This is a genomic window from Isoalcanivorax pacificus W11-5, assembly GCF_000299335.2.
Lineage (GTDB): Bacteria > Pseudomonadota > Gammaproteobacteria > Pseudomonadales > Alcanivoracaceae > Isoalcanivorax > Isoalcanivorax pacificus.
Genome location: NZ_CP004387.1, coordinates 184062 through 209015, shown reverse-complemented (window position 1 = coordinate 209015; position 24954 = coordinate 184062). Strand labels below are relative to the sequence as shown.

25 protein-coding genes and 1 other RNA gene are annotated in these 24954 nt (G+C 62.9%); 10 read left to right on the top strand and 16 right to left on the bottom strand.

Features of this window, described 5'->3' with window-relative positions; translation table 11 throughout:
- Positions 1-22: 22 nt before the first annotated feature.
- From S7S_RS01000 to S7S_RS00955, 10 genes are all read right to left on the bottom strand, one after another.
- Positions 23-1309, bottom strand: a complete 1287-nt coding sequence (locus S7S_RS01000; RefSeq protein ID WP_008736091.1) for an OmpP1/FadL family transporter — start codon at positions 1307-1309, stop codon at positions 23-25.
- 252 nt (positions 1310-1561) lie between these two features.
- A complete protein-coding gene (locus S7S_RS00995) occupies positions 1562-3178 on the bottom strand; it encodes an ABC transporter permease (protein ID WP_008736089.1) in 1617 nt (538 codons plus the stop codon).
- A 132-nt stretch (positions 3179-3310) separates the two neighbouring features.
- Complete coding sequence (locus S7S_RS00990; protein WP_035204342.1) at positions 3311-4327, bottom strand: extracellular solute-binding protein; 1017 nt, start codon at positions 4325-4327, stop codon at positions 3311-3313.
- Positions 4328-4498: 171 nt separating this feature from the next.
- Complete coding sequence (locus S7S_RS00985; protein WP_008736085.1) at positions 4499-4771, bottom strand: type II toxin-antitoxin system Phd/YefM family antitoxin; 273 nt, start codon at positions 4769-4771, stop codon at positions 4499-4501.
- 78 nt (positions 4772-4849) lie between these two features.
- The gene (locus S7S_RS00980) at positions 4850-5740 is read right to left on the bottom strand and encodes a DapH/DapD/GlmU-related protein (protein WP_008736083.1); all 891 of its coding nucleotides are present in this window, start codon (positions 5738-5740) and stop codon (positions 4850-4852) included.
- A gap of 129 nt (positions 5741-5869) precedes the next feature.
- Complete coding sequence (locus S7S_RS00975; protein WP_041025840.1) at positions 5870-7774, bottom strand: WD40/YVTN/BNR-like repeat-containing protein; 1905 nt, start codon at positions 7772-7774, stop codon at positions 5870-5872.
- 49 nt (positions 7775-7823) lie between these two features.
- A complete protein-coding gene (locus S7S_RS00970; RefSeq protein ID WP_008736079.1) occupies positions 7824-9041 on the bottom strand; it encodes a UbiH/UbiF/VisC/COQ6 family ubiquinone biosynthesis hydroxylase in 1218 nt (405 codons plus the stop codon).
- Positions 9031-10221 carry an FAD-dependent monooxygenase gene (locus tag S7S_RS00965; RefSeq protein ID WP_008736077.1) on the bottom strand — a complete coding sequence of 397 codons (1191 nt, stop codon included), beginning with the start codon at positions 10219-10221 and terminating at the stop codon, positions 9031-9033. The genes S7S_RS00970 and S7S_RS00965 overlap by 11 nt, the downstream gene beginning before the upstream one ends.
- On the bottom strand, positions 10218-11546 hold the full coding sequence (gene pepP, locus S7S_RS00960; protein WP_008736075.1) for a Xaa-Pro aminopeptidase: 1329 nt from the start codon (positions 11544-11546) through the stop codon (positions 10218-10220). Before pepP ends, S7S_RS00965 begins: the two co-directional genes overlap by 4 nt.
- A 13-nt stretch (positions 11547-11559) precedes the next feature.
- Positions 11560-12147, bottom strand: coding sequence for a UPF0149 family protein (locus S7S_RS00955; RefSeq protein ID WP_008736073.1), 588 nt, complete (start codon positions 12145-12147; stop codon positions 11560-11562).
- 449 nt (positions 12148-12596) lie between these two features.
- Between S7S_RS00955 and S7S_RS00950 the strand changes: the two genes are divergently transcribed.
- From S7S_RS00950 to S7S_RS00940, 4 genes are all read left to right on the top strand, one after another.
- Positions 12597-12806, top strand: coding sequence for a TIGR02449 family protein (locus S7S_RS00950; protein ID WP_035206007.1), 210 nt, complete (start codon positions 12597-12599; stop codon positions 12804-12806).
- A complete protein-coding gene (locus S7S_RS00945; RefSeq protein WP_008740138.1) occupies positions 12806-13120 on the top strand; it encodes a cell division protein ZapA in 315 nt (104 codons plus the stop codon). Before S7S_RS00950 ends, S7S_RS00945 begins: the two co-directional genes overlap by 1 nt.
- 119 nt (positions 13121-13239) lie before the next feature.
- Positions 13240-13424: non-coding RNA, 6S RNA (ssrS, locus tag S7S_RS19030), on the top strand.
- A 37-nt stretch (positions 13425-13461) separates the two neighbouring features.
- Positions 13462-14046, top strand: a complete 585-nt coding sequence (locus tag S7S_RS00940) for a 5-formyltetrahydrofolate cyclo-ligase (RefSeq protein ID WP_008740136.1) — start codon at positions 13462-13464, stop codon at positions 14044-14046.
- 18 nt (positions 14047-14064) lie between these two features.
- Here the strand turns inward: S7S_RS00940 and S7S_RS19765 are convergent, their stop codons facing one another.
- On the bottom strand, positions 14065-14214 hold the full coding sequence (locus tag S7S_RS19765) for a hypothetical protein (protein ID WP_169745540.1): 150 nt from the start codon (positions 14212-14214) through the stop codon (positions 14065-14067).
- Between the two features lie 278 nt (positions 14215-14492).
- Positions 14493-16010 (bottom strand): threonine ammonia-lyase, biosynthetic, encoded by a 1518-nt coding sequence (gene ilvA / locus S7S_RS00935; protein ID WP_008740134.1) that lies wholly within the window; start codon positions 16008-16010, stop codon positions 14493-14495.
- Positions 16011-16169: 159 nt separating this feature from the next.
- Here ilvA and rpiA point away from each other — a divergent pair, with 159 nt between their 5' ends.
- A complete protein-coding gene (gene rpiA / locus S7S_RS00930; RefSeq protein ID WP_008740126.1) occupies positions 16170-16823 on the top strand; it encodes a ribose-5-phosphate isomerase RpiA in 654 nt (217 codons plus the stop codon).
- Positions 16824-16859: 36 nt separating this feature from the next.
- Here the strand turns inward: rpiA and S7S_RS00925 are convergent, their stop codons facing one another.
- Genes S7S_RS00925 through S7S_RS00915 form a run of 3 tightly spaced genes read right to left on the bottom strand, consistent with a single transcriptional unit; the run spans position 16860 to position 19340 of the window.
- Positions 16860-17228 carry a hypothetical protein gene (locus S7S_RS00925; RefSeq protein ID WP_008740125.1) on the bottom strand — a complete coding sequence of 123 codons (369 nt, stop codon included), beginning with the start codon at positions 17226-17228 and terminating at the stop codon, positions 16860-16862.
- 35 nt (positions 17229-17263) lie between these two features.
- On the bottom strand, positions 17264-17926 hold the full coding sequence (locus S7S_RS00920) for a fumarylacetoacetate hydrolase family protein (RefSeq protein ID WP_238582919.1): 663 nt from the start codon (positions 17924-17926) through the stop codon (positions 17264-17266).
- Between the two features lie 16 nt (positions 17927-17942).
- Positions 17943-19340, bottom strand: a complete 1398-nt coding sequence (locus tag S7S_RS00915) for an FAD-binding oxidoreductase (protein ID WP_082027593.1) — start codon at positions 19338-19340, stop codon at positions 17943-17945.
- Positions 19341-19474: 134 nt separating this feature from the next.
- On the opposite strand from S7S_RS00915, the gene serA reads away from it, so the two are divergent.
- The 5 genes from serA (at position 19475) to S7S_RS00890 (ending at position 24495) form a co-directional block, all read left to right on the top strand.
- Positions 19475-20704: a phosphoglycerate dehydrogenase gene (gene serA / locus S7S_RS00910; RefSeq protein ID WP_008740122.1), complete on the top strand. Its 1230-nt coding sequence runs from the start codon at positions 19475-19477 to the stop codon at positions 20702-20704.
- An 89-nt stretch (positions 20705-20793) separates the two neighbouring features.
- Positions 20794-22146: a COG3014 family protein gene (locus S7S_RS00905; RefSeq protein ID WP_008740121.1), complete on the top strand. Its 1353-nt coding sequence runs from the start codon at positions 20794-20796 to the stop codon at positions 22144-22146.
- Positions 22146-22535: a YcfL family putative periplasmic lipoprotein gene (locus S7S_RS00900; RefSeq protein WP_008740119.1), complete on the top strand. Its 390-nt coding sequence runs from the start codon at positions 22146-22148 to the stop codon at positions 22533-22535. Before S7S_RS00905 ends, S7S_RS00900 begins: the two co-directional genes overlap by 1 nt.
- 33 nt (positions 22536-22568) lie before the next feature.
- Positions 22569-23156 carry a penicillin-binding protein activator LpoB gene (gene lpoB / locus S7S_RS00895; RefSeq protein WP_008740118.1) on the top strand — a complete coding sequence of 196 codons (588 nt, stop codon included), beginning with the start codon at positions 22569-22571 and terminating at the stop codon, positions 23154-23156.
- A 55-nt stretch (positions 23157-23211) separates the two neighbouring features.
- Positions 23212-24495: a CsgG/HfaB family protein gene (locus tag S7S_RS00890; protein WP_008740117.1), complete on the top strand. Its 1284-nt coding sequence runs from the start codon at positions 23212-23214 to the stop codon at positions 24493-24495.
- A gap of 42 nt (positions 24496-24537) precedes the next feature.
- On the opposite strand, the gene S7S_RS00885 is transcribed toward S7S_RS00890, so the two are convergent.
- Positions 24538-24903: a hypothetical protein gene (locus S7S_RS00885; RefSeq protein WP_008740116.1), complete on the bottom strand. Its 366-nt coding sequence runs from the start codon at positions 24901-24903 to the stop codon at positions 24538-24540.
- Between the last annotated feature and the right edge of the window lie 51 nt (positions 24904-24954).

Genomic DNA, 24954 nt, shown 5'->3' with positions numbered 1-24954 from the left:
ACAGGCTCCTCGATGCGCGCCATCAGAATTTCAGCGTGATGGAACCGCTGAACACGTGGACTTCGCCATCGGCGGTCACGGTTTCATACGGGTTGGTCGTCACGTTCGGGTCACTGGAGACCAGATCGAAGTCACGGTCGCGCAGATGGTGGTACTGGTAGCCCACATCCAGGCGTACCGGATAGGCCAGAATCGGTGCGTTCTTGAATTCGGCGCTGACACCCAGGCCGACGACAAGACGGTCGTTATCGAGATAATTCACATCCAGCGAGCGGTCGCTTTTCAGTGCTGATTTCTCATACGCCACACCTGTGGTGACGGAGAAAATATCATTCACCTGGAACTCGGCACCCAGACGCGGAATAAAGATATCGCGGAACGACAGGTTGGCCTGGTCTTTCAATGTGTCACGCTCGAATTCGTCTTCCAGCCGCGACCAGCGCTGTATTTCGCCGGTAAAGCCGACCCGCGCGCGCCCGAAACGGTACTGCACACCGGCGGCAATGATTTCCGGCTGGAAGGAATCCAGCGTCTTGATCGCCAGCGTCAGGCCCGGCGACGGAATGGTGCCGGGAATGACGGTGTTGGCTTTGACGCTGGTGTGCGTATTGGAGTAACCGCGATAGGAAAACGCAGTTTCCAGATTGTCGAGCCAGCAATCCGTTTGCGAACACAGGGTTTCACCCCAGTTGATGTTGACGCCGACAATCGGGCGGAACACGGGCTTGGCCTCCACCGACAGCGCTTCATACTGGGTGTTGCCCGCCAGATCAGTGCGCGCGCTCAGGTCAGCAGAGGAATGCAGGGTGACGCGTGCCGACACACCCACATCGATACCGCGCCAGAGCTGCATGGCGCCGCCGATATTCAGGAACAGTGGCTGGCGCCCGTAGTTGAAGAACTGGCCTTCCTGCGACGTCTGCGAATTGAAGGCCATCATTTCCTTGCCGTACTTTTCCACACCCGCCATGAAACCGAGATACAACGGCCGGTCGTAACGCGTCAGCGAGGTGAGGTTGGTTTTCATGCCGATCAGCACCTGCTGTGAGGGATCGTCCTCCAGCACATCACCGCCGGCACGGACTATCGGCTGCGGACCGCCCTGGCTGTTCACCCGCAATTCGTGATCAGCGTGAAATAGGCCGCCAGTCAGCTCGCCGCGCGTGTCGGCGGCAAGGTAGGCCGGGTTGTAATACGTGGCAGACACCTGACTGTTGAACAGGGAAAGTGCCTGAGCGGAAGCGATATCGGTAGGAAGAACGCCGTAGGTGGTGGCGGTATTACCCATGTTGGCCTGGGCTGTGATCATGACGCTCAACAACAAACCACCCGTACAGCAGGCCAGACGGCCATATCGACGTGATGCAGACATGCGTACTGCTCCTGATAATTGTTATTCGATGGTGACCGGATGTAATCGGAACCACCCCGACACCCCGGAAATGTGATCGGGGTGTGAAGGTTCAGGAGCGTGGCAGAGGCAGGCGCGCACGTCTGCGGTGCTTTGTTAAATAGCGTATCTGCCATGTAACGGGAGAGTAAGAATCTGTAAAACAGCGAATCAGTGCACGCGCGTTCGCCGCATCAGCAAATAAACGGGTAATAAGCCGGCCAGGATCAGGCTCAGGGAGGGCAGTGCCGCGCGGGCCCACTCGCCCTCGGCGGTCATCTCATAAATCCGCACCGACAGCGTGTCCCAGCCGAACGGACGCAGCAGCAGCGTGGCGGGCATTTCTTTCATCACATCAATCAGCACCAGCAGCAACGCGGTCAGCACACCAGGCGTCAGCAGCGGCAGATAAATGCGTCGTACGGTCTCTGCCGGGCTGGCACCGAGGGTCCGCGCGGCATCGATCAGGCGCGGGCGCACCCGCTCGAATGCGGTTTCCACCGGCCCGAAGGCCACCGCCAGAAAACGCACCACATACGCCATCTGCAACGCCAGCAGGCCGCCCATCAGCACCTGCCCGACACCGAAAGTCTGTGTGAGAAAACGATCTATCGCGGCAAAACTGAGCACAATGCCCACCGCCAGCACCGACCCCGGCATCGCGTAGCCCACTGTGGCGCCCCGCACCGCCACATGCAGCAGCCGGTGCTGGCGCGTGCGGCGCACATAGCCCAGCAACAGCGCCAGCGTCACCGTTACCAGCGCCGCGCCGCTGCCCAGTACCAGCGTGCGCCAGATCAGGCCCCAATAGCGCGCATCCAGATCACGCCAGGCGCTGTCGAACACCCAGTACACCAGCCGCCCGACAGGCAGGGCGAACGCCAGCAGGAACACACTGCCGGCAAATAATGTCAGCAGCCAGGGAATGAAGCCGCGTGGACGCACGCGATGCGCCTGGCGTGCGCCCTGTGGCTCAAACCGTGCGCGGCCACGACCCATCCGCTCCAGCGCCAGGGTCAGCAAGACGAACACCAGCAACAGCGACGCCAGCTGCGCCGCCGCGTTGAGGTTGAACAGGCCATACCAGCTCTTATAGATCGCGGTGGTAAAGGTGTCGTAGTTGAACACCGCCACCGCGCCAAAATCCGCCAGCGTTTCCATCAGCGCCAGCGCCAGACCCGCCGCGATCGCCGGCCGCGCCATCGGCAGTGCCACACGCCAGAACGCCGCATAGGGGCCAAGCCCGAGAATGCGCGCCTGTTCCATCAAGGTACGGCCCTGCGCCATGAAGGCGGTGCGGGCAAGCATGTAGACGTAGGGATAGAACACCAGCGACAGCGTCAGGATCACCAGCCAGGGACGCCGGGCGCTGCCGCCGCTGAACGCCGGCACCGCCTCGCGCAGAAAGCGCTGCACCGGGCCGGCATAGTCAAAGGTATCCAGCGCCACGAACGCCAGCACATAGGCGGGCACAGCCAACGGCAGGAACAGCGCCCAATCGAAAAAACGCCGCCCGGGAAATTCCAGCGCCGACACCATCCACGCCAGGCTGATACCCAGCAGCAGCACGCCGGCACTCACGCCGACCACCAGCAGCAGGGTGTTCAGCACCAGGTCCGTGAGCACCGTCTGTGCCAGGTGCTGCCATACCTCTGATTCGTCCCCGAGCCAGGACAGCGCCAGCACCAGGATCGGCATCAGCACTGCTGCCGCCACAGCCAGCACCGCGAGCACCGGCAGGTCCGGGCGCCGCAGCCGGCGCGGACGGGTTTGCGCGAGCAGGCCCATTAACGCGGGCGCTCCCGGCAATGTAACGGCAGGCAGGGCAGGGCGGTCATTGCGGGTGAGGGTTCCTGTTGCGCAGCAACGGGCGCCCGAGGGCGCCCGTGCAGCAGGGGTTCATTGAACGTGCGGGCCGCCTCAGCGATAGCCGGCGCGGTCCATCAGTTTCACGGCTTCCACCTGACGGCGGCCGGCCACTTCCACATTCAGGTCATCGGCGCGGAATTCACCCCAGGCGGCCACGGCCGGCGCCGGGCTGACGTCCGGGTTCACCGGGAATTCCATGTTGCCGTCGGCCAGCACGCGCTGCGAGGCTTCCTGCGACATCCACACCAGCAGGGCTTTCGCCTCTTCCGGGTGCGGCGCATGGGCGGTGACACCGGCGCCGGAGATATTAACATGCATGCCGCTCTCGCCTTCGCCCTGGTTGGCCCAGAACAGTTTCAGCGGCATGTCGGGATTGTCGCGCTGCATGCGGCCGAAATAGTAGGTGTTGACGATGCCCACGTCACACTGGCCCGCAACAATGGCTTCCATCACGGCGTTGTCATTGGCGAACACATCCGTGGCCAGGTTATCCACCCAGCCCCGGACGATTTCCTCGGTGCGCGCCTCACCCAGGCGCTCGATCATGGTCGCCACCAGCGACTGGTTGTAGACCTTCTTCGAGGTGCGCAGGCACAGCCGGCCGCGCCACTGTTCATCCGCCAGCGCTTCGTAAGTGGACAATTCGTCCGGGTTCACCCGCTCGGTGGAATAGACAATGGTGCGCGCCCGCACCGACAGGCCGTACCAGCGGTCCTGCGAGTCACGCAGGTTGGCCGGCACCGAGGCTTTCAGGGTGTCGTCATGCACCGGTTGCAACAGGCCACGCTCGGCGGCCTGCCAGAGGTTGCCGGCGTCCACGGTGATCAGCATGTCCGCCGGGCTGTTGCTGCCCTCGGCTTCCAGGCGCGTCAGCAGGGCTGCATCGTTGTCGGTGATATAGCTCACCTTGATGCCGGTGTCCGCTGTGAAGGCATCGAACACGGGTTTCACCAGATGGTCGCCGCGAGAGGTGTAGACCACCACTTCGCGCGTGTCGTCCGGCTCACTGCACGCACTGATCGCCAGCGCGGCAAGCGCCAGCATTCCACCTTTCAGCCATGGACTCATGAAGCGATCTCCTGGGGGATGTCACAGAAATGAAATTCATTCAAGAATGATTCGCATTATCCGGGGGAGAGGCCGCACATGCAAGGCAAGCCGGTGAGGGTTTCCATGCCATGCGATAAGTACTGTAGGTGCCGAACGGCATCAAGAGATGCCCGCAGGATTGAAACCCGGTTATTTCCCCAGCAGTCGACGGCGCGCCTCCTCGTGCGCCACCCCCTTGCCTGCCGCGATGTCCTGCTCTGCCCTGTATATATCTTCCAGCAACGCCAGCCGTTCCTGCATCGCCGCAAACTCGTGGGCACCCAACAACACCGCGACACCCCTGCCATGTTGCGTCAGCACCAGAGGCCGCCCGGTCTCCTGGACTTGCTTTACGAAGCCCGCTACCCCTGCCCGGAACTCGGATAAAGAGCGAATATCCTCATCAATCCTGAAATCAGCCATGACGCCATTCCGCACAATATTAAGTACAACGAAAAGTACATATAAACGCAGAAGGATCAACCTCGCAGGGTTTCTCTGTCACGGAGTGTGCAATGCAGCGTTCAATCCACCCCAACGGTCAGCGCCCGTCCGGATCGCCTCCACCGCGCCACTGCGGCTATTGCGCCGGTACAACCAGCCCGGCTCACCCGACAAGGCCCGTGCCGCCACCACCGAACCATCCGGCATCGTCACCTTGGTGCCCGCAGTGAGATAAAGGCCCGCCTCCACGATGCATTCGTCACCCAGGGAAATGCCCGTGCCGGCATTGGCGCCCAGCAGGCAGCGCTCGCCAATGCGGGTGCGGTTTTTCCCGCCCCCGGACAGCGTGCCCATGATCGACGCGCCGGCGCCAATGTCCGAGTGCGCCCCCACCACCACACCGGCAGTGATACGCCCTTCGACCATCGACGGCCCCAGCGTACCGGCATTGAAGTTGACGAAGCCCTCATGCATCACCGTCGTCCCCGGCGCCAGATGTGCACCAAGCCGCACCCGCTCGGCGTCTGCGATGCGCACGCCAGGCGGCACGACGTAATCCGTCATGCGCGGGAACTTGTCGATGGAGGAGACCTGCACGGTCGCATGGTGCTGCGCCAGCGCCTCACGCAATGCCTCGACACGCTCCGGCAGCACCGGGCCCGCCGAGGTCCAGGCGACGTTGGTCAGCAACCCGAACAGACCCTCAAGATTGATGTCGTTGGGCTTGGCCTGGCATTCGGACAACAGGTGTAACCGCAACCAGGCGTCTTCGGTTGAAGCAGGGGGCTGGTCGTATTCCGGCAGCGGCAGTTCCACGTCATCGGCAGTGATCAACCCCACTTTTTCCGCCAGGCAGCCGCGCGCACGGCGACCGGTTTGTGGAAACCAGACATCCAGCGTCTGCCCTGTTTCGCTATCGCGGTAGCGATGCCCTATTCGTTGCATCATCCCTGGCTCCTGTCTGTATCCTGCACAACTGCCTGAATAACGTCATGGAAATGAACATCAGGGCAGCCCACCCCAGCACCACCAAGAGGCAGTCAGGCCAACATAGAGATCTTGCTGGTTAATTTCTCACTAAAGCTTGAAAACCGCAGTGGGCTTGCCATTCCGACAGGCTTCTGCCGGGACGGCAGCATGATGCCAACTCTCGCCGTAATCATCAGAATAGATCACGTGATGTTCTGCCTGATCCAAACGATAAATGTAAAGCAGAACCAGCCCTTCGTTCAGCCAGCACACATCGTCAATATACTCATCTGTTGGTGTGCTCGCCTCGCCAGCGCCACCTTTTCTGCCAACAAACACCACCTTGTTTTCGCGGCTAATCAGTAACAGGTTCGCATCGGGGGATTCATGCACATGCTCCCAGTAATCTTCCGACCTGCCTTTAGTGTCATGGGTCTCCCAGGATTCGCCACCATCGAACGACAGTTTCATTCGCAAGGTATCCTCGGCAAGAAACACGATTGTGGCGTGAGCGGCAGACATCCACACATCCCCCCAGCCCACTGGGTCTGCATCAGGCCAGACAAGTGTTTGAGCTACTGTCAACTTGCCGTTCTCCGGCCACACCCGAATGAGGTTGCCGTCCCAATCCGCCCCAAGACATATATCGGCACACTCCAGACCCCGATACAGCTCGGGCACCTGCGCCGTCACCCAGCTGGTGCCGCCGTCACTGCTGAAGTAAGCGCTTTCAGCACCCGCCAGCCACAGATTCCGGGAAGCAGTCTTGAAAAAACGAGTTCCTTGCAATGACGGCAAACGCTTCCAGGTTGCACCGTCGTCATCGGAAAGATAGACACCTTCCCCGGCAGCGAGCAGAACCCCCGCACTTGCCGGGACGATATCCAGGATTTCACCCACATCCGTGTCAATGGTTTCCCAACCGGTCCGGTCCGAACCTTTGATCAAAATATTGGATTGAATCGGCATCTTTCCGATGTGCCGTCCATTTATCTCGACACCAGGAGATAGCCAGGGCTCGACAGCATATCGGGTAACACGCCATTGCATCCCGTTATCGTCCGTATAGGCCGTAACCACGCCGCCAAAAAACCAGATGCGTCCGTCATCCTTTTCACTGTGCACCAATCCCGGGGAAGCCAGCCAGGCGTCATCAAGCGGGAAAGAAGATTGGCCAGCCATCAGCGCAGCAGATAAATCCTGAAATGGTAGTGATACAGAGTCCTTATCGCCGAAATACTCGACCACCTCTTCCGGCAAGGTTATTTCACTACATTCTGTCCTCGCGCGAAGAAGCGGCAACCCGACCTGGAAACATCGAAAGAGCCATCCCTGTCCGTCATGTTGCAAAAGCTCATCACCCTTAGTCAGGCCAGAGCGCCAGACCTTGGCCCACAACGGCACCATATCTTCCGAGAACATGACATCCTTAACGCAGTAATCATAGCTATTGGCCTGTGTGCCAATCCGTATTTCCTGCCAGGTGTGTGCGCCGTCTTTCGTCACGTAAAATCTGCAATCCGCAATCAGGGCACCGTGCCCGAGATCGCCCGACATCTGCGCCATCGTCAACCAGACATCGTCCTGCGACGGAAAAATATGCTGCCGGCTCCAGTTTTCTCCACCATCCATGGTACGGTAGACGTTTGCCTCGCCATCAAACACCAGGCCATTCTTTCCTTCCGGACCGAAGCGTACATGCTTGATCGTCCTGACAGCAGGCAGGCCTGAAAGCTGCTGCGTATGGCCATCGTCTTCGCTGGAGTACAGCAGGCTGATCTCTTCCTGCCTGTAGACAAGCCAGAGTTTTCCACCCGTAGGATAGACCCGTAGCGGCACAGCATTACTTTCCAGCCGCTCTTGTGGTGGCACAAACTGAAATGGCCTGCCTGATGCGGAGAGAGGCGTCTCCGTAGAAGGCTCGTCTTCGAGGTCGCCGCAGGCAGCCAACAGCCCCATGAAGAAGGCTCCGGCCGCGCAAAAGGCGGTCTTGCAAAGATTCATCCCTGACATAACTCTTTCCCTTTCCCAACCCAAGAAACGAATACGCCCTTGCCAGCCCCTAGCGCCGCGCCAGCGCCGGCATATCACCGCTACGCCCCAGCGCCTGCTGCGCCAGAAGCCGTTTCACCGGCGCCGCCCGGTTGACGAGGTTCATACCAACGTTGCGCAGCAACCGCACTTCCAGCGACGGCTGCTCGAACAGCACTTTGAAACCGCGCAGGGCATTGAGCATCAGCGCGTTGTGGCCGCGCCGCCGACGCTGGTAACGGGCGAGGGCGGCGGGATGGTAAAAGGGCAGGCCGCGCTCACGGGCGCGGGTGAATTCTTCCGCCAGCACAGCGGCATCGAGCATGCCAAGGTTGATGCCCTGGCCGGCGAGGGGGTGCACCACATGGGCCGCATCGCCGATCAGCGCGGCGCCGTCGCGCACGTAGTCGCTGGCATGCAGCTCGCGGATCGGAAAAGCCGCACGCGGGCCGAGCATGCGCAGTGCACCGCGACAGCCCTGGCTGGCCTGGGTCAGAGCCTCATTGAAGGCGTCCTCCCCCAGCGCCATCAGTCGTTCGGCTTCCGCCGCCCACACCGACCAGACGATGGAACACTGGTGGCCATCACCGAACAGCGGCAGCAGCGCCAGCGGGCCGGTATGGATAAAGCGCTGTCGGGCACAGCCGTCATGGGGCAGCGCCATCTGCACCGTGCCGACGATGGCTACGTGGCCGGTATCCTGGTGTGCGCCGGGGATGCCCAGCGTGTCGCGCACGCCGGAGCGGGCGCCGTCGGCACCGACCAGCATCGGCGCGCTGAAAACCCTGCCGTCCGCCAGCATGACCTGCCAGAGATCCTGCTCGCGGCGTATGTTCTGCACAGGTGCGCCAGTGAGCCATTGCACATCGCCAGCAGCCGTCACGGCCTGGTATTGCGCGGCCACCACCGCGTCGTTTTCGACGATCCAGCCCAGGGCCTCGGCGCCGACTTCAGCGGCATTGAAATGCACTTCGCCGGTGCCGTCGCCATCCCAGACCTGCATGTCCTGATAGGGCTGCACTCGCGCCGGCGGCAACATGGCCCAGGCACCGGTGCGCGCCAGCATCTGCTGGCTGGCTTCAGTCAGGGCGGACACGCGTGGGCGGCCCAGACCGTCCGGCATGATCGGGGTCGTGGCGGCATCCAGCAGCGTGACGCGCCAGCCGCTGCCGATCAGTGCACCGGCCAGCAAGCCGCCGGCCATGCCGCCACCGATGATCAGAATGTCCCGTTCGGTATTACTGGCCATGTGCCAATCCCATCGCTCGGGCCGCGAAGGCGCTGCGCAGCCCCGGCCACAGATCCAGTGCCACCAGCCCCAGCTGGCGGGTGTGTGCGAACGGCCCGAAACGTACCCGGAACAGCTCCGGTACCCAGCGCGACGCCTGGCTGACCAGCGCCTGGTCAGCAGTACGAGCCGTCACGTAGCGATTCAACACCGACAGGTCGCCCGGCGCATTGATCCCGCCCAGGGTGTGCGCCAGCAGCGCCAGATCGCGCAACGTCAGGTTGAAACCCTGCCCGGCCACCGGGTGCAGGCTGTGGGCGGCATTGCCCACTACCACGGCATGCGGAACGGCCTGGGCGCTGGCGTGCGTCAGCACCAACGGATAACGCTGGCGTTCGCCCATGTGCGTGAAGGCGCCGAGGCGGTCTTCGCCGAAGGCGTCATGCAACGCGTCGAGAAACGCGTCCTGCGGCAGCGCCGCCAGCCGGTCGATGTGCGCACGCGTGCCGGTCCAGACCAGCGCCATGCGCTCGCCAGTCAGCGGCAGCAGCGCCAGCGGGCCGGTGTCGAGGAACCGCTCCCAGGCGATGCCCTGGTGCGGGCGGCTGAGGCCGATATTGGCGATCAGGGCGTCGTGGCCGGTGTCGTCATGGTGGGCCGGGATGCCGAGCCATTCGCGCACCCGGGAGTGGGCGCCGTCCGCCGCCACCAGCAGGTCACAGGTGAGCTCCCGGTCCGGCAGGGCGACCTGATAGCCTGACGTCAGCCGCCGCACACTTTGCACCTGCATCGGTGCAATCACCTCAATCCCCTGGTCAGCCGCCGCCGCATCCAGCAGCACCCGGCCCAGCCAGCGGTTCTCCACCACGGCGCCGAGCCGGGGCAGCTTTTCTTCCGCCGCGACCATGCGGGCGTGACCCAGCCGGCCCCGGCGGGACACATCGACGATATCAATGGCCGCCGCCTGGGCCAGCAGCGGTGCCACCAGGCCCAGACGTTCAAGAATATTCAGGCTGCCGGCGGACAGCGCCGTGCTGCGTGCATCGAAACTCGGCGTCAGCGGGTCGCCATTGTCGGCCAGTGTCACGGCTTCAATCAGGGTGACACCAGGCTGGCCGTGATGACGCAGCAACAGTGCGAGCGCCAGGCCGGCCATGCCGCCGCCAACGATGATCACCGGGCTGTGCGAGGGAGTGCTCATGCGCTCTGACGCGCCTCGTTCATCAGGGCTTCGATATCGGCCACGTCTTTCGGGACGTCGCGGGTCAGCACATCAAAGCCGTCGCGCGTCACGGCGACATCGTCCTCGATACGGGTGCCGATACCACGCCAGCGTACGTCGACGCTGGTGTCATCCGGCGCGATGTACAGGCCCGGCTCGACCGTGACAACCATGCCCGGCTCCAGCACGCGCCACTGGTCATGCACCTTGTAGTCACCAACATCGTGCACATCCAGCCCCAGCCAGTGGCCGGTGCGGTGCATGAAGAAGGGCCGGTAGGCTTCTGTTTCGATCAGTTCGTTGACTTCACCTTTCAACAGGCCGAGGTCCACCAGCCCCTGCGTCAGCACTTTCAACGCAGCTTCGTGGAAAGCGTTCCAGTGGTTGCCTGGCTTGACGGCGTTGATGGCTTCGTACTGCGAGGCCAGCACCACTTCGTACAGCGCCTGCTGCTCGCGGCTGAAACGGCCATTGACCGGGAACGTGCGGGTAATATCGCTGGCGTAGCTGTGGTATTCGCAACCGGCGTCGACCAGTACCAGGTCGCCGTCGCGCAGTTTCTCGCTGTTCTCGATGTAGTGCAGGATGCAGCCGTTGGCGCCGCCACCGACAATTGACGGATAGGCCGGCGAGCGCGCCCCGTGCAGCATGAATTCGTGCAGGTATTCGGCTTCAAGCTGGTATTCGTACATGCCCGGCCGCACGGCACGCATGGCACGCACATGGGCACCGGCAGCAATTTCACCGGCGCGGCGCATCACTTTCAGCTCGGCCGCGCTTTTATACAGACGCATGTCGTGCAGCAGATGTGTCAGCGCCAGGAATTCGCCCGGCGGGTGCGCGCCCGTGCGCACGCGGGCGCGGATACTGTTGACCCAGCCCATTACCTGACGATCAAACTCCGGATCACGGCCCAGGTCGTAATAAACGCGCTCGCGGCCTTCTATCAGGCCCGGCAGGATTTCGTCGATATCGCTGATCGGGAAAGCATCGTCGGCACCGTATTTTTCCACGGCACCTTCCGGCCCGGCACGATAGCCATTCCAGATTTCCATGGCGCGGTCGCGCTCGCGGCAGAACAGCACGAACTCGCCGTGCTCGCGACCGGGGATCAGCGCCATCACCGCCGCCGGCTCGGGGAAACCGGACAGATACCAGAAGTCACTGTCCTGGCGGTAGGGGTGCTCCACGTCCCGGTTGCGGGTACGCTCCGGCGCGGCCGACAGAATGGCAATACTGTTATCTTCCATCTGCGCCATCAGCGTACGGCGCCGACGGGCGAATTCCTGACGCGTTATCGACATGCTGGCTCCACTTTCAATGCTGTACCGGGGGCTTGCCCTGTGGCGCGCTGGCGGCGCGGTGGGTCAGCGCCAGCTCCGTAAACACCATCATCGCCGCCATGCGGCAGTGCTCGGCCACTTGCTCGAACATCGCTTCCTCTTCATCGCTGCTGTCTTCCGGCAGGCCCACCTGGCTGATGGCGGCGATGTCCGACAGTGCTTCCTGCAAGCCCGGCGCCAGGTCGACATCGCGGGTGCCGGCACTGCCGGTGCCGAAGCCCACCAGGAACCCTTCGCACCACTGTGCGAGCGCCGCCACGCGATTGCCCAGCTCTTCGTCATCTTCCGGCAACAGCAGCGCCAGTTCCATGTCTTCGCCGGTATAGGCCTCGCGCGCCAGATCGCGCACCGCCAGCAACGCCTCACTGGCCGCTGCCGGCCACTGGCCTGTCATTTCTGTGTGGGCAGCCAGGACGCCGAGCAGTTCGGCGTCCTGGCTGCCGAGACCGGTGCTCAGCAGGCCGCAGATGACGCCATGCAGTTCCGAGGGGCTGTGTCGCACCCCGGCCGTGGCCAGCGCATCGGCCAGCGGTTCGAAATACTCTGCGGTGGTTGCGGGCATGGGAAAGGTTCCATCAATCGGGTGAGAAGGCCGCGAATCGGGGCGCGTTGACCCTGTCTGGGGCTCTCTCTATAGTACAAGCGGGTTTCAGGGCCTGTTAAGGAACCTCTGAATAATTCCCCGGTGGTTCTGCGGGCGCTACAGCATGCAGTAGCAAGGCGCGGCGCGCCGGCAATGGCCGTAGCCCTTGTCAAGCGACGCAACGCGGCTAATGCGTGCTGTAGCGCCCGCCCTGCGGGGCTTTCCGGGCGGCACCTGCTCCGCGTTGCGACTTCTCGACGTAGCCCGCTATGCCTTCGAAGTCGCGCCTTGATCAGGTGCCGCCCGGAAAGCCAGAACCACCGGGGAATTATTCAGAGGTTCCTAAACGCTTTCGCCCGGCCGCTACAGGCCAGGCTGGCAGCCTCCGGGGACGGGGCTTACCTTAGGTGAACTGTGCGCATTTTGCCATGAAATCGGACGAACAATTACGGCAACTGGAAGCCCGCGTGGAAGAGCTGCTGGGCATCAGTGCCCGCTTGCGCGAAGAGAACCAGACCCTGCATACCCGCGAGTTGCGGCTGATGGAAGAGCGCGCCCAGCTGCTGAAGAAAAACGATGTGGCCAAGGCCAAGGTCGAGGCCATCATCTCCCGCCTGAAATCCCTGGAGCAGGAATAATGAACGACAGCGCCTCGGTGGTCGTGCACCTGCTGGAAAAGGAATATCGCGTGGCCTGCCCGCCGGGCGAGCGCGAAAACCTGATTCGCGCGGCACGTTTTCTTGACGACCGCATGCGCGAAGTCCGCGACGCCAACGTGGTTGGCCTGGAACGCATCGCCGTGATGGCCGCCCTGAACCTGTCACATGAATTGCTGCAGACCTCCACCGCGCTGGACAACCGCACTGACACCAGCGACCGGCTGTCACGCCTGCTGCGCAAAGTGGACGATGAAATCAGCGCCCACCAGCGGCTGCGTGACACACAGGCCTGACGCCGGCACGTATAACCTCCCGCGCGTCAACGTCAAGCGTTTTCGCGTGTAAAAAGGCCTCTTTCATACCCTGTTCATCCCTCGTAGACGCCCCCGGGAAGCTGATATAATCCTTCTCGTGTTCCCTGGTGTGCTCGCCAGCAAGGCGATGTCCCTGAGCCGATGCTTTAAACCCTGGGGGCGAATACGGTGGTGCTGTGTGCATGTCCGTTGCGACGGAAAGCCTGAAGCATCGCATGACGCCTCCGCCTTGAACCGCAGGGTTCAAGGGCCAAGCCACAGCAGCGGCACAATCGGGGAGCACCTCTTCTTTCGTCATCCTGACTTCACGGAATATTCCGGTGTCCGACTCTGATCAGGATTTCCTTGCCCGTCGCCGCACCCTGCGCCGCAGCCTGCGCGCCCGGCGCCGGGCATTGTCAGCGGGCCAGCGACGGCAGGCCAGCCAGCGCCTGGGCCGCCATCTCGCCGCGCACCCGTCGCTGCGTCACGCACGCCGCATCGCCCTGTATCTGCCCAATGACGGTGAAATTGACCCGGGCAGCCTGCTGCAATACCGGCGCGGCCACCGATGGCAGTTCTTTCTGCCGGTGCTGGATCCGGTCTATCCCGGCCTGCTGCGTTTCGCTCCCTGGCGCCCGGGGCAACCCATGGCACGCAACCGCTTCGGCATTCCCGAACCGGCCCTGCGCGGCAGACGACCTGCGGAATGGACGCTGGATGTAATTCTGATGCCACTGGTAGCCTTCGACGACGCCGGGCAGCGTCTGGGGATGGGGGGCGGCTTCTATGACCGCACGCTGGCAAAACTCAAGGCACGGCCGCGCCACCCGCAACTGCTGGGCACGGCCTATCAGTTCCAGCGCGTCGAACGCCTGGAAGCGGCAGAGTGGGATATTCCGATGGACAGCGTGGTAACGGACTGAGACCGCTGGCTGTATCGCTCAGCGGCTCACATCAACCGTTTTAACCCCGGCACTGGCGGCCATCTGGTCCAGGCGCGCCTCATTTCCCCCATAAGTCAGGCTGCTGACGAGAACGCCCAGCCCGAAAATCACTGCCAACAGTACTAATGCATCCGGTTTTTTCTTCATTTCCTGTAACTCTTCTTCCCCAGCCAGATCCAAAGATCTCTGCAACGGCCAATGTAATGACAACAGGCGCCACGCAAGTTCCCTCGCATGGCCCGAAACCTGATACCGAAGCGGCATCAGCAAAAAAGGTGGAAAGCAACGAAAGTGCCACATTACCGACTTGTGACGGACCAAGCCGGAACGAGTTCAAAAAATGAACAATTGGGCACCAAAAGTCAATGGGTTATCTGTAAACGCTGAGGATTCACTTTATCCATGCACCATAACTGTACATACGTTCAGCTAAGGAAAAGGCGGTAGGCCGGGTTATCCGATTCCTCGACCATGGGGTAGGGAACTGCCTGAAGATCCTTCTTGAGCAACTTGCGCTCGCCTTTGGGCACCTGGAAGCCGACCAGCACTCGCCCGTAGGCGGCACCATGGTTGCGGTAGTGGAACAGACTGATATTCCAGCGCCCACCCAGCGACATCAGAAACTTCAGCAGGGCGCCGGGCCGCTCCGGGAATTCCACCCGGTACAGCGCTTCACTGGTATCGGTCACCGGCGTATGGCCACCGACCATGTAGCGGATATGCAGCTTGGCCATTTCGTTCTGGGTCATGTCCAGCACCGGATACCCTTTTTCCTCCAGCGCCTCGATCAGTGATGGCAGATCGTCGGTGCCGGGGCGAATCTGCACGCCGACAAACACGGTGGCCGCGGAGGCATCGCGGTAACGGTAATTGAATTCGGTGATCGCGCGCCGCCCGAGGGTCTGGCAGAACTGACGGAAGCTGCCCGGGCGTTCGGGAATGGTCACCGCCAGGATGGCTTCGCGCTGCTCACCCAACTCGGCACGTTCGGCGATATGCCGCAGACGGTCGAAGTTCACGTTGGCGCCACTGTGCACAGCCACCAGCGTCTGTCCCTGCACATCATTCGCCTGCACCCATTTCTTCAGGCCGGCCAGCGCCAGGGCGCCGGCCGGTTCGGCAATCGAGCGGGTATCCTCGAAGGAATCCTTGATGGCCGCGCAGATTTCATCCGTCGTGCAGGTGATCACTTCATCGACGCACTGGCGCAGTACGCGAAAGGTTTCCTTGCCGATCTGGCGGACCGCCACACCATCGGCAAACAGGCCCACTTCCGGCAGTTCAACCCGGCGCTTTTTCTCCATCGCAGCCTTCAGGCAGGCAGCATCTTCCGGCTCCACCGCAATGATGCGCACTTCCGGTCGCACATATTTGATGTAGGCCGCCACGCCGGCAGCCAGGCCGCCGCCGCCCACCGGCAGGAACACGGCATCCAGCGGGGCGGTCTGCTGGCGCAGGATTTCCATGCCGATGGTGCCCTGGCCGGCGATCACGTCCGGATCGTCGTAGGGGTGCACGAAGGTGAGCTGCTCTTTCTCCTGCAACTCACGCGCATGGGCCAGCGCTTCATCAAAGCTGTCTCCAAACAGCACCGCCTTGCCGCCGTGCTCGCGCACGGAACGCACCTTGATGTCGGGCGTGGTGCGCGGCATCACGATCACCGCCTTCAGCCCCAGCGCCTTGGCGGCCAGCGCCACACCCTGGGCATGGTTGCCGGCCGAGGCACAGATGACGCCACGCTCGCGGGCCTCCGGCGACAGCCGCGAGATCATGTTGTAAGCGCCGCGCAGCTTGAACGAGAACACCGGCTGCAGATCCTCGCGCTTGAGCAGCACGCGGTTGCCGATGCGGCGGGAAATCAGCGGCGCATCGTCCAGCGGGCTCTCGATGGCCACGTCGTAGACGCGGGCCTGGAGGATCTTCTTGACGTAACGGTCAGGCATCGGGGACTCAGTCAGCAGCGGTTGGCAGGCGGAAAGCGACAATGGTACGGGGGCGCCGCGTCAGCGTCCACGCTCCCGCCAGCCCCGGCAGTGCCGCGAGCCAGCATTGAGGCTGCTTGTTATACTGCCTGCCCCGGTTTGCACAGCACAGGACGCATCATGGACCAGAACGCTATGAAGAAGGCCGCAGCAGTTGCCGCGCTGGCCTATATCGAACCCGGCACCGTGGTCGGCGTCGGCACCGGCAGTACCGCCAACTACTTCATTGATGCCCTCGCCACCCTGAAGGATCGCATCCGTGGCGCCGTGGCCAGTTCGGACGCCACCGCCGAGCGCCTGCGCCAACACGGCATCGAGGTGCTGGAGCTGAACAGTGTCGATGCACTGCCGGTGTACGTGGACGGCGCCGACGAGGTGAACCCGCACCGCGAGATGATCAAGGGCGGCGGCGGCGCACTGACGCGCGAGAAGATCGTGGCGGCCGTGGCCGATCAGTTCATCTGTATAGCCGATGGCAGCAAGCGCGTGGAGCGCCTGGGTGCCTTCCCGCTGCCGGTGGAAGTGATCCCGATGGCGCGCTCCTACGTCGCCCGCCGGCTGGCCGGCCTGGGCGGGCAACCGAAGTACCGCGAAGGGTTTGTCACCGACAACGGCAACATCATCCTCGATGTGCACAACCTGGATATGTCGCGGCCGCTGAAGCTGGAAGAACAGCTCAACAACATTACCGGCGTGGTCACCAACGGGCTGTTCGCGCTGCGGCCGGCGGACGTGGTGTTGCTGGGCACGGCGCAGGGCGTGGAGCGGTACTGACAGGGTGTTGAAAAAGTATCTTTGAGTGCCGCTCTGCTACGGCCGGTCATACTCACAGAGCAGTGCCTGCACGGTGCCAGGCGAAATACGCACGTCGCTGAGGTGGGTCACGTAGTGGCTTCCCTCAGCGGCGCAGAGGGCTTCACCAATCGCGACTTCTGTTTCGGACAATGAATCCGGCAGGACGCGGTAGTGGTCACCGTCTTTCAGGAAGCGCTGATTGACCACATGCGGATTGGCCTCTCGGTCATAGATCAGCACGGTGCGCTGCACCACGACACGACCTTCTTCCGTCTGGTGTTCGGTCACGCGCAGGATAGCGGGGTTGTTGCCGTCCGAAGATACCTCTGTTTCCGCCTGTGCAACGGCACTGGCCGCCAGCATCAGTATTACCATGGCACGCATGGAAGACCTCCCTGGTCTGTCAGCGCACCGGGCCATCAGGCCACTGATGTGCGCACTGCAAGAAAATTCCCCAGCTTCACCACCAGCCTGTCGCCGCTGGCCAGTGGTCCGACACCCGCCGGGGTGCCGGTGTAGACCAGATCGCCCGGCAGCAGGGTGAAGTGCCGGCTGATCTCTGCCACCAGCGGAAAGATCGGGAACAGCATCTGGCCGCTGTGGCCATGCTGGCGCACGTCGTCGTTCACTTCCAGCATGATGCTGAGGTTCTGGCGGGTGGAGACGCCGCGCGCCTCGACAAACCCCGACACCGGTGCGGCGCCGTCGAAGGCCTTGGCCTTTTCCCACGGCTGGGCTTTCTCTTTCAATGCGTTCTGCACATCACGCAACGTCAGGTCCAGGCCGACGCCATAGCCGGCAATCGCCGCATGCGCCTCGTCCACCGAAGCACGGGTCAGTGGCGCACCGATCAGCACGACGATTTCCACTTCGTGATGCACGGCACCCCGATCCTGCGGCAGCACCAGCGGCTCATTCAAATCGCACAGCGCGGTGGCCGGCTTGATGAACAGCAGCGGCTCGGTCGGCACTTCGTTGCCCAGCTCGCGGGCGTGTTCTGCATAGTTGCGGCCCACGCAGACGGCCTTGCCTACCGGCAGCCCGATTTCACTGCCATCAATCCACTTGTGTACGTACATCATTTTTTCTCTTGCCGAATCAGTCGAGCAGTTTGCCGGGGTTCATGATGCCGTTCGGATCAAACAGCGCTTTCACGGCGCGCATGTACCCGATTTCTTCCGGCGAGCGGGAATATTGCAGATACGGCTTCTTGGTCATGCCGACGCCGTGTTCGGCAGAAATCGAGCCGTTATATTGCTGTACGATCTCGAACACCCATTTGGATACGTTATTGCAGCGGGAAAAGAATTCCTCTTTCGGCAGGTCCGCAGGCTTCAGGATATTCAGGTGCATGTTGCCGTCGCCGATATGCCCGAACCAGACGATCTCGAAATCCGGGTACTCGCGCTGCACCACGCCATCGACTTCCTGCACAAACGCGGGCACCTTGCTGACCATCACGGAGATATCGTTCTTGTATGGTGTGTGCGGGGCAATGCTTTCGGAAATACGCTCGCGCAGTTGCCACAACTGTTCCAGTTGCGTCAGCGACTGGCTCATCACGCCATCGACCACCCAGCCCTGTTCCACGCAGTGCTCGAACACCGCCATGGCCTGGTCGCCAGCAGCTTCGGACAACTGCTCGAATTCCAGCAGGCAGTAGAACGGCGCCTCGGTGTCGAACGGGCGCGGCACACCATGCGCCAGCACATGGCGCATGGCCTTATCAGAAAAGAATTCAAACGCGGTCAGGTCGATCTGCTGCTGGAAGGCGTGCAGCACGTTCATCACCTCGCTGAAGCCGGGCACGCCCAGCACCAGCACCGCCAGGTCTTTCGGCTGGCGCGCCAGTTTCACGGTGGCCTCGACAACAAACCCCAGCGTCCCTTCCGAGCCGATAAACAGATGACGGAAGTCATAGCCGGTGGCGTTCTTGATCAGGCCCTTGTTCAGCTCCAGCAGGTCGCCCTTGCCGGTCACCACTCTCAGGCCGGTGATCCAGTCGCGGGTCATGCCGTAGCGAATCACTTTGATACCACCGGCGTTGGTGCCAATGTTGCCGCCGATCTGCGACGAGCCGGCGGAGGCGAAATCCACCGGATAGAACAGCCCCTGCTGCTCGGCATATTCCTGCAGTTGCTGGGTGACCACCCCCGGCTGCACGGTGACGGCCCGGTCATAGGGATCAAACGCCAGCACCTTGTTCATGCGATCAAAGGCCACCACGGCTTCGCCACTGGCCGCCACGGCGCCCGCCGACAGCCCGGTGCGGCCACCGGAGGGCACCAGCGCGACATGATGTTCATTCGCCAGCCGCACGATCTGCTGCACTTCCTCGACGGTTTCCGGCAGCAATACGACCGCCGGCGCCGGCGCCCACACCTTGGTCCAGTCCACGCCGTAGCGCTGGCAACTGTCGGCGTCGGTCAGGCAGCGGTTGTCACCCAGCAGGGGGCGGAACAGGTCTGCGACAGCGGTCTGGCTCATGCGATGCATCTCTCCGGGTGTTCGTTTTCGGGTACCGCCGGGCTGGCATGGGCGCCCCGGCGAACGGGGCGCGGGGACTGGTCTTACCGGGGGCGCGCTATGGTACCATACGCGCCCCTTTGACAGGTTACCGGGACTTCACCATGGCCAGAACTTCTCTCGAGAAGGACAAGATCCGCATTCTGCTGCTGGAAGGCATCCACGAATCCGCCGTGGCGACCCTGAAGAACAGTGGCTACAGCAACATCGAGCTGCTCAAGGGTGCGCTGACCGGCGACGAGCTGAAAGACAAGGTGCGCGATGCCCATTTTGTCGGCATCCGTTCGCGCACCCAGCTCACCGCAGATGTGATCGAATCCGCCGAGAAGCTGATGGCCATCGGCTGTTTCTGTATCGGCACCAACCAGGTGGACCTGGAAGCCGCTCTCAAGCTGGGCATTCCGGTGTTCAATGCGCCGTACTCCAACACCCGTTCGGTGGCCGAGCTGGTGATCGCCGAGGCGATCATGCTGATGCGCGGCGTGCCGGAGCGGAACGCGTCCTGCCATCGCGGCGGCTGGCTGAAATCCGCCAAGGACAGCTTTGAAGTGCGCGGCAAGAACCTCGGCATCGTCGGCTACGGCAACATCGGTGCCCAGGTCAGCGTGCTGGCCGAGTCGATGGGCATGAAGGTGTACTTCTATGATGTGGTCACCAAGCTGCCGCTGGGCAACGCCACCCAGGTACACAGCCTGGATGAGCTGCTCGGCATGAGCGATGTGGTCAGCCTGCATGTACCGGATACCGCCGGCACCCGCTGGATGATCAAGGAAGCCCAGATCCGGGCCATGAAGCCGAAGAGCTACCTGATCAACGCAGCCCGCGGCAAGGTGGTCGAGATCGACGCGCTGTGTGCCGCACTGAAAGACGGCCACCTGCTGGGTGCCGCCATCGACGTGTTCCCGGAAGAGCCGAAGTCCAACGACGACGAGTTTATCTCGCCGCTGCGCGAGTTCGACAACGTGATCCTGACCCCGCATGTCGGCGGCTCGACCCAGGAAGCCCAGGAAAACATCGGCTCCGAAGTGGCCGAGAAGCTGGTGCGCTACTCCGACAACGGCTCCACCCTGTCCGCCGTGAACTTCCCGGAAGTGTCGCTGCCTTCGCACCCGAACATGCACCGTCTGCTGCACATCCACAAGAACGTGCCCGGCGTGCTCAGCCAGATCAACCAGGTGTTCTCGGAAAACGGCATCAACATCGCGGCCCAGTTCCTGCAGACCAACGCCGAGATCGGCTATGTGGTGATTGATGTGAACGCAGACTACAGCCAGCTCGCGCTGGAAAAACTGCGCAATATCGACGGCACCATCCGCACCCGCGTCCTGTTCTGATCCGTTCCATGACCGGTCGACGCAAGGATGCCTCGACAGTGGGCCGGTTGAACGCTACCTTGAGCGTTCGACCGGCCAACTGCCTGCCCATGACAAGGACGCTGTTTCGCTTCCCGCTGCTGCTTGCCGCCACGCTGCTGACTGGCTGCGCCACCAATTCCCTGTTCAACCCGTATCCCAACCAGGCTGCCGACTGGAAACAGGCCGCCGCCGTGGGCCAGCCCGAGGCGGCCTTCAGCCGGCTGGAAAAAGGCACCCAGGGCGGCGACCGGCTGCTGTACCTGCAGGAGCGCGCCCGCGTGGCGCAGATCACCGACCTGCCCGCCGACAGCCAGCAGACTTTCAGCCAGGTCATCACCCTGTACGATGAACAGGACGAGCAGGCCCGCATCCGGCTCTCCAGCGCCGGCGGTGGCCTGGGCGCCCTGATGGTGAACGACAACGCGCTGCCCTATCGCGGTTACGAGTACGAGCGCATCGCCGTGCATGGCCTGCAGGCGATGAACTACTGGCAACAGGGTGATATTGAAGGCGCCGCTGTGGAATTCCGCCGCGTGACGCTGGAACAGCAGGTAGCCGAACAGCGCCACGAACGGGAAATCGGCCGCGCCGAGGACGAAGCCGCCGGCGCACCCACCATGGATGACTTCGACAGCCAGTTCGCCGGCCTCAATACCGCCGCCGCCACCGTGCGCAGCAGCATCCAGAACCCCTACTTCTATTACCTGGCCGGCGTGTTCCGCGAAGGCACCGGCAACTACAACGACGCGCTGGTCGACTTCAAGAAAGCCTACGAGATCATGCCGGAGATGCCGCTGTTGCAGGCCGACATCGAGCGGGTCAGCGCCTTGCAGCGCGGCCGTCGCGGCAGCGATGGCACCGGCCAGGTCGTGATCGCCTACGAGCAGGGCTATATTCCGCCGCGCCAGGAGATCAGCCTGCCGATCCCGACCATCCACGGCTATTTCGCGGTGTCCTTCCCGACCTATGGCGCCGACATGGTGGTGCCCAGGCCCCTGCAGGTCAGCGCTGAGGGCAAAAGCGCCCAGACAGCGGTGATCACCCGTTTCGACGGCATGGCCGCGCGGGCATTGAAGGAACAGATTCCCGCCATGCTGGTCCGACAGACATTGCGCGCCGCCGCCAAATACGGCGCCCAGAAGAAAGCCAACGACGAACTTGGCCTGCTCGGCGCCCTGACCACCCAGATCTACAACCTGGTGTCCGAGCGGGCCGACCTGCGCAGCTGGCTGACCCTGCCGGCGAACGCACAGATTGCCCGCCTGACCCTGTCCCCCGGCACGCATGCGCTTGCGTTGTCTGGCCTCGGGGGCAGTGCTAACGTGGAAATCCCCGTCACCCAGGGCGGCACCACCTTGGTACGGGTGATCGACACGGGCCAGCTGCACATTACTGTCATGCCCGTTCTGGAGGAACGCTGATGAAACGCTACGCCCTGCTATGGACCCTGCTGGTGACCGCCCTGCTGGCCGGCTGTGCCATGAACCCCGACGACGGCCTGTCCGATGAAGACCGGGCCGTGCTGCGCTACGACAGCGCTTCACTGGACGGTGCCTTTGAGCTGCTGGAAGTGAACCGTGCCACCAGCGGCGACATCGTGCGCGCCCAGGTGCATCTGCGGAACAAGTCATCGTTCTCGGTGGATTACCAGTACAAGTTCCGCTGGTACGACCGCAACGGCTTCGAGATTGCCCCGGAAGGCGAGCCATGGCGTCCGCAACGCGCCTCCGGCAAGGCCGAAGTGCGTCTGCAGGCGGTGGCACCCAATGCCGCCGTGGCACGCTTTGAACTGTGGCTGCGTGAAGAATAAGCCAACCCGATTTTATTCAAGGAGAGTTTGTCGATGCGTGTATTGATGATGGCCCTGCTGGGCGCCGCCCTGCTGATCAGCGGCTGTACCCGGGTGCAATACGGCGATGCCACCGCCACCGAAACCGTGACCGTGGACTTCGGCTCCACCGACCTGCAGATGATTGCCTCGCAGATGGTCGATGACCTGATGACCTTCCCGCCGGTGGTGCAGCTCACCGCCCAGCGTCGTCCGGTGGCGTTTGTGGACCGCGTGCAGAACCGCACCGTGGAACACATCGATACCGAATCCGTGACCGACAGCATCCGCGCCAAGCTGATCCAGTCCGGCAAGTTCCGCTTCGTTGACATGACCGTGGTCGAGCGGGTGCGTCAACAGATGGACTTCCAGACCCAGAGCGGCATGGTCGACCCGGCAACTGCGGTGACCATGGGCCGCCAGATTGGCGCCGAGTTCATGATCTATGGCGCGCTGACCAGCATCGTCAAGCGCGACAGCAGCACCAAGGATGTGTACTACAAGTTCACCCTGAACATGATGAACCTGGAAACCGGCATCATCGAATGGTCCAGCGAGAAAGAAATCCGCAAGACCCGTTCCCGCAGCCTGTTCGGGCTGTAACGCCTGCGGCCCGGCGGCCACGCCGGGCCCGTTTGCGCAGCAAGAGGATGGCACCATGCGCACCCTGTATCGTTTCCTGATTTCCGCTGTTGTTTTCGCACTGCTGTTTTCCCAGCACAGCCACGCCGCCACCGAGACCGTCACCCGCGAAGCCACCGGCTTTGGCAGCACGCCACAGACTGCCGTTGCCAATGCGCTGGTGGAGGCGGCCCGCCAGGGACTGGGCGTGACCGTGACGCTGGACCCGGATTTCCGCAGCCAGACCTACGAATGGGTGGTGAGCCAGCAAATCGCCACCGGTACCTGGCGCAGCGAGCCGGAAGCCCGCCTGCCGACGCTGGCGCCCGTGCAGGGCTATCGCGTGCTTGATACCAAACAGGTCAACGAAGACCTGTGGCAGGCGCGCGTGGAAGCGCGGCTGCTCACGCACAAGTCCATCGGCCCGGACCGCAGCGCATTGCCGTCACTGGTGATCGGCACCCTGCGCACCAGCGGCAGCAGCTATGACCTGGGCCGGCCGATCCCGCCGGCCACAGTGCGCAGCAATCTGCGCAACGCGCTGGTCACCAGCTTCGCCGACAGCGGCCGCTTGCGCATTCTCGACCGCGATTACAGCGCCGACGTGGCCGGCGAGCGCGCCGTCAGCGCCAGCAGCCTGATGCCGGAAGAACAGGTCCGCCTGGGCCGCCAGCAGGGTGCGGATCTGGTGCTGGTGGGCGACATCGAATCGTTCCAGCTCGGCCGCCCCGGCCGCAGCTACTATGGCGCGCAATTCAACACGCTTGAGCCCGTCATCCGCATCCAGTACCGGCTGCTGGAAACCGCCACGGGCGGCGTACTGCGCGCCGGCACCTTCAATTACACCGAAGCACCGGGCACGCTGCGCAGCAAACTGCGCGAGGCCGACATCGACCCGGACCGTGAGCCGGAACGTATCGGCGAATTCCTGTACCCGGACGTGGCCCGCGCGCTGACCGGCGAAGTGATGGATGCGCTGTACCCGGTGCGCGTGCTGAGCGTGCAGGGTGATCGCGTCTACATCACCCAGGGCAGCGGCCGCCTGAGCACAGGCCAGCAACTCACCGTGCACCAGCTCGACGGCGAAATGAAAGATCCCGACACCGGCCTGGCCATTCGCCTGGAAACCCCGGCCCTGGCCACGCTGCGTGTCACGGACGTGCAGCAGGACTACGCCGTGGCGGAACTGGTGGACGGTGATCGCGGCAGCCTGAACGAGCAGGCCGTGGTGCGGAATGTGCCGGCAGATACCCGCCGCCCGAGCGGGCCCGGCCGACCGATGACACCTGGTTCGTCCGAAGCCCCGATCAGCTGGGATTGACCAGCGCCCACCCTCCCTCTTCTTTTCAGGGGGAGGGTGTTGTTATTTCCCCGCTGCGTTGTCTCTCAGCTCCTGCATTCGCCGCGCCGTTTCTTCATCACTCTCGCGCAGCTGATCATCCGCCCGCCGCGATGCCTCGTCCCTGCGGCGCTGGTAGGCCTCAGAGCGCTGCGCGTCACGCTGCTGCAACTGCTGCTGGCGTTGCCCGCCCTGATCCAGCAATCGCTGCTGGCGTTGCCGTGACGCGTCCTGTGTTGCCTCACTGCGCTGGCGCGCCTGCTCCCGCGCCTGCTCGGCATTGCGATCAGGTTGATAGAGGGGGCGGGGTGACAAGCTGCCCTGCGCCAACGCGCAAATCGGAGCCAGAGGCAGCGCCAGCAGCAGAACATTCAGCAGGAATGGTTTCATCTCTCACCTCCACATTATCCCGAGCATAACGCAGGCAATCCTGTGGGGCGT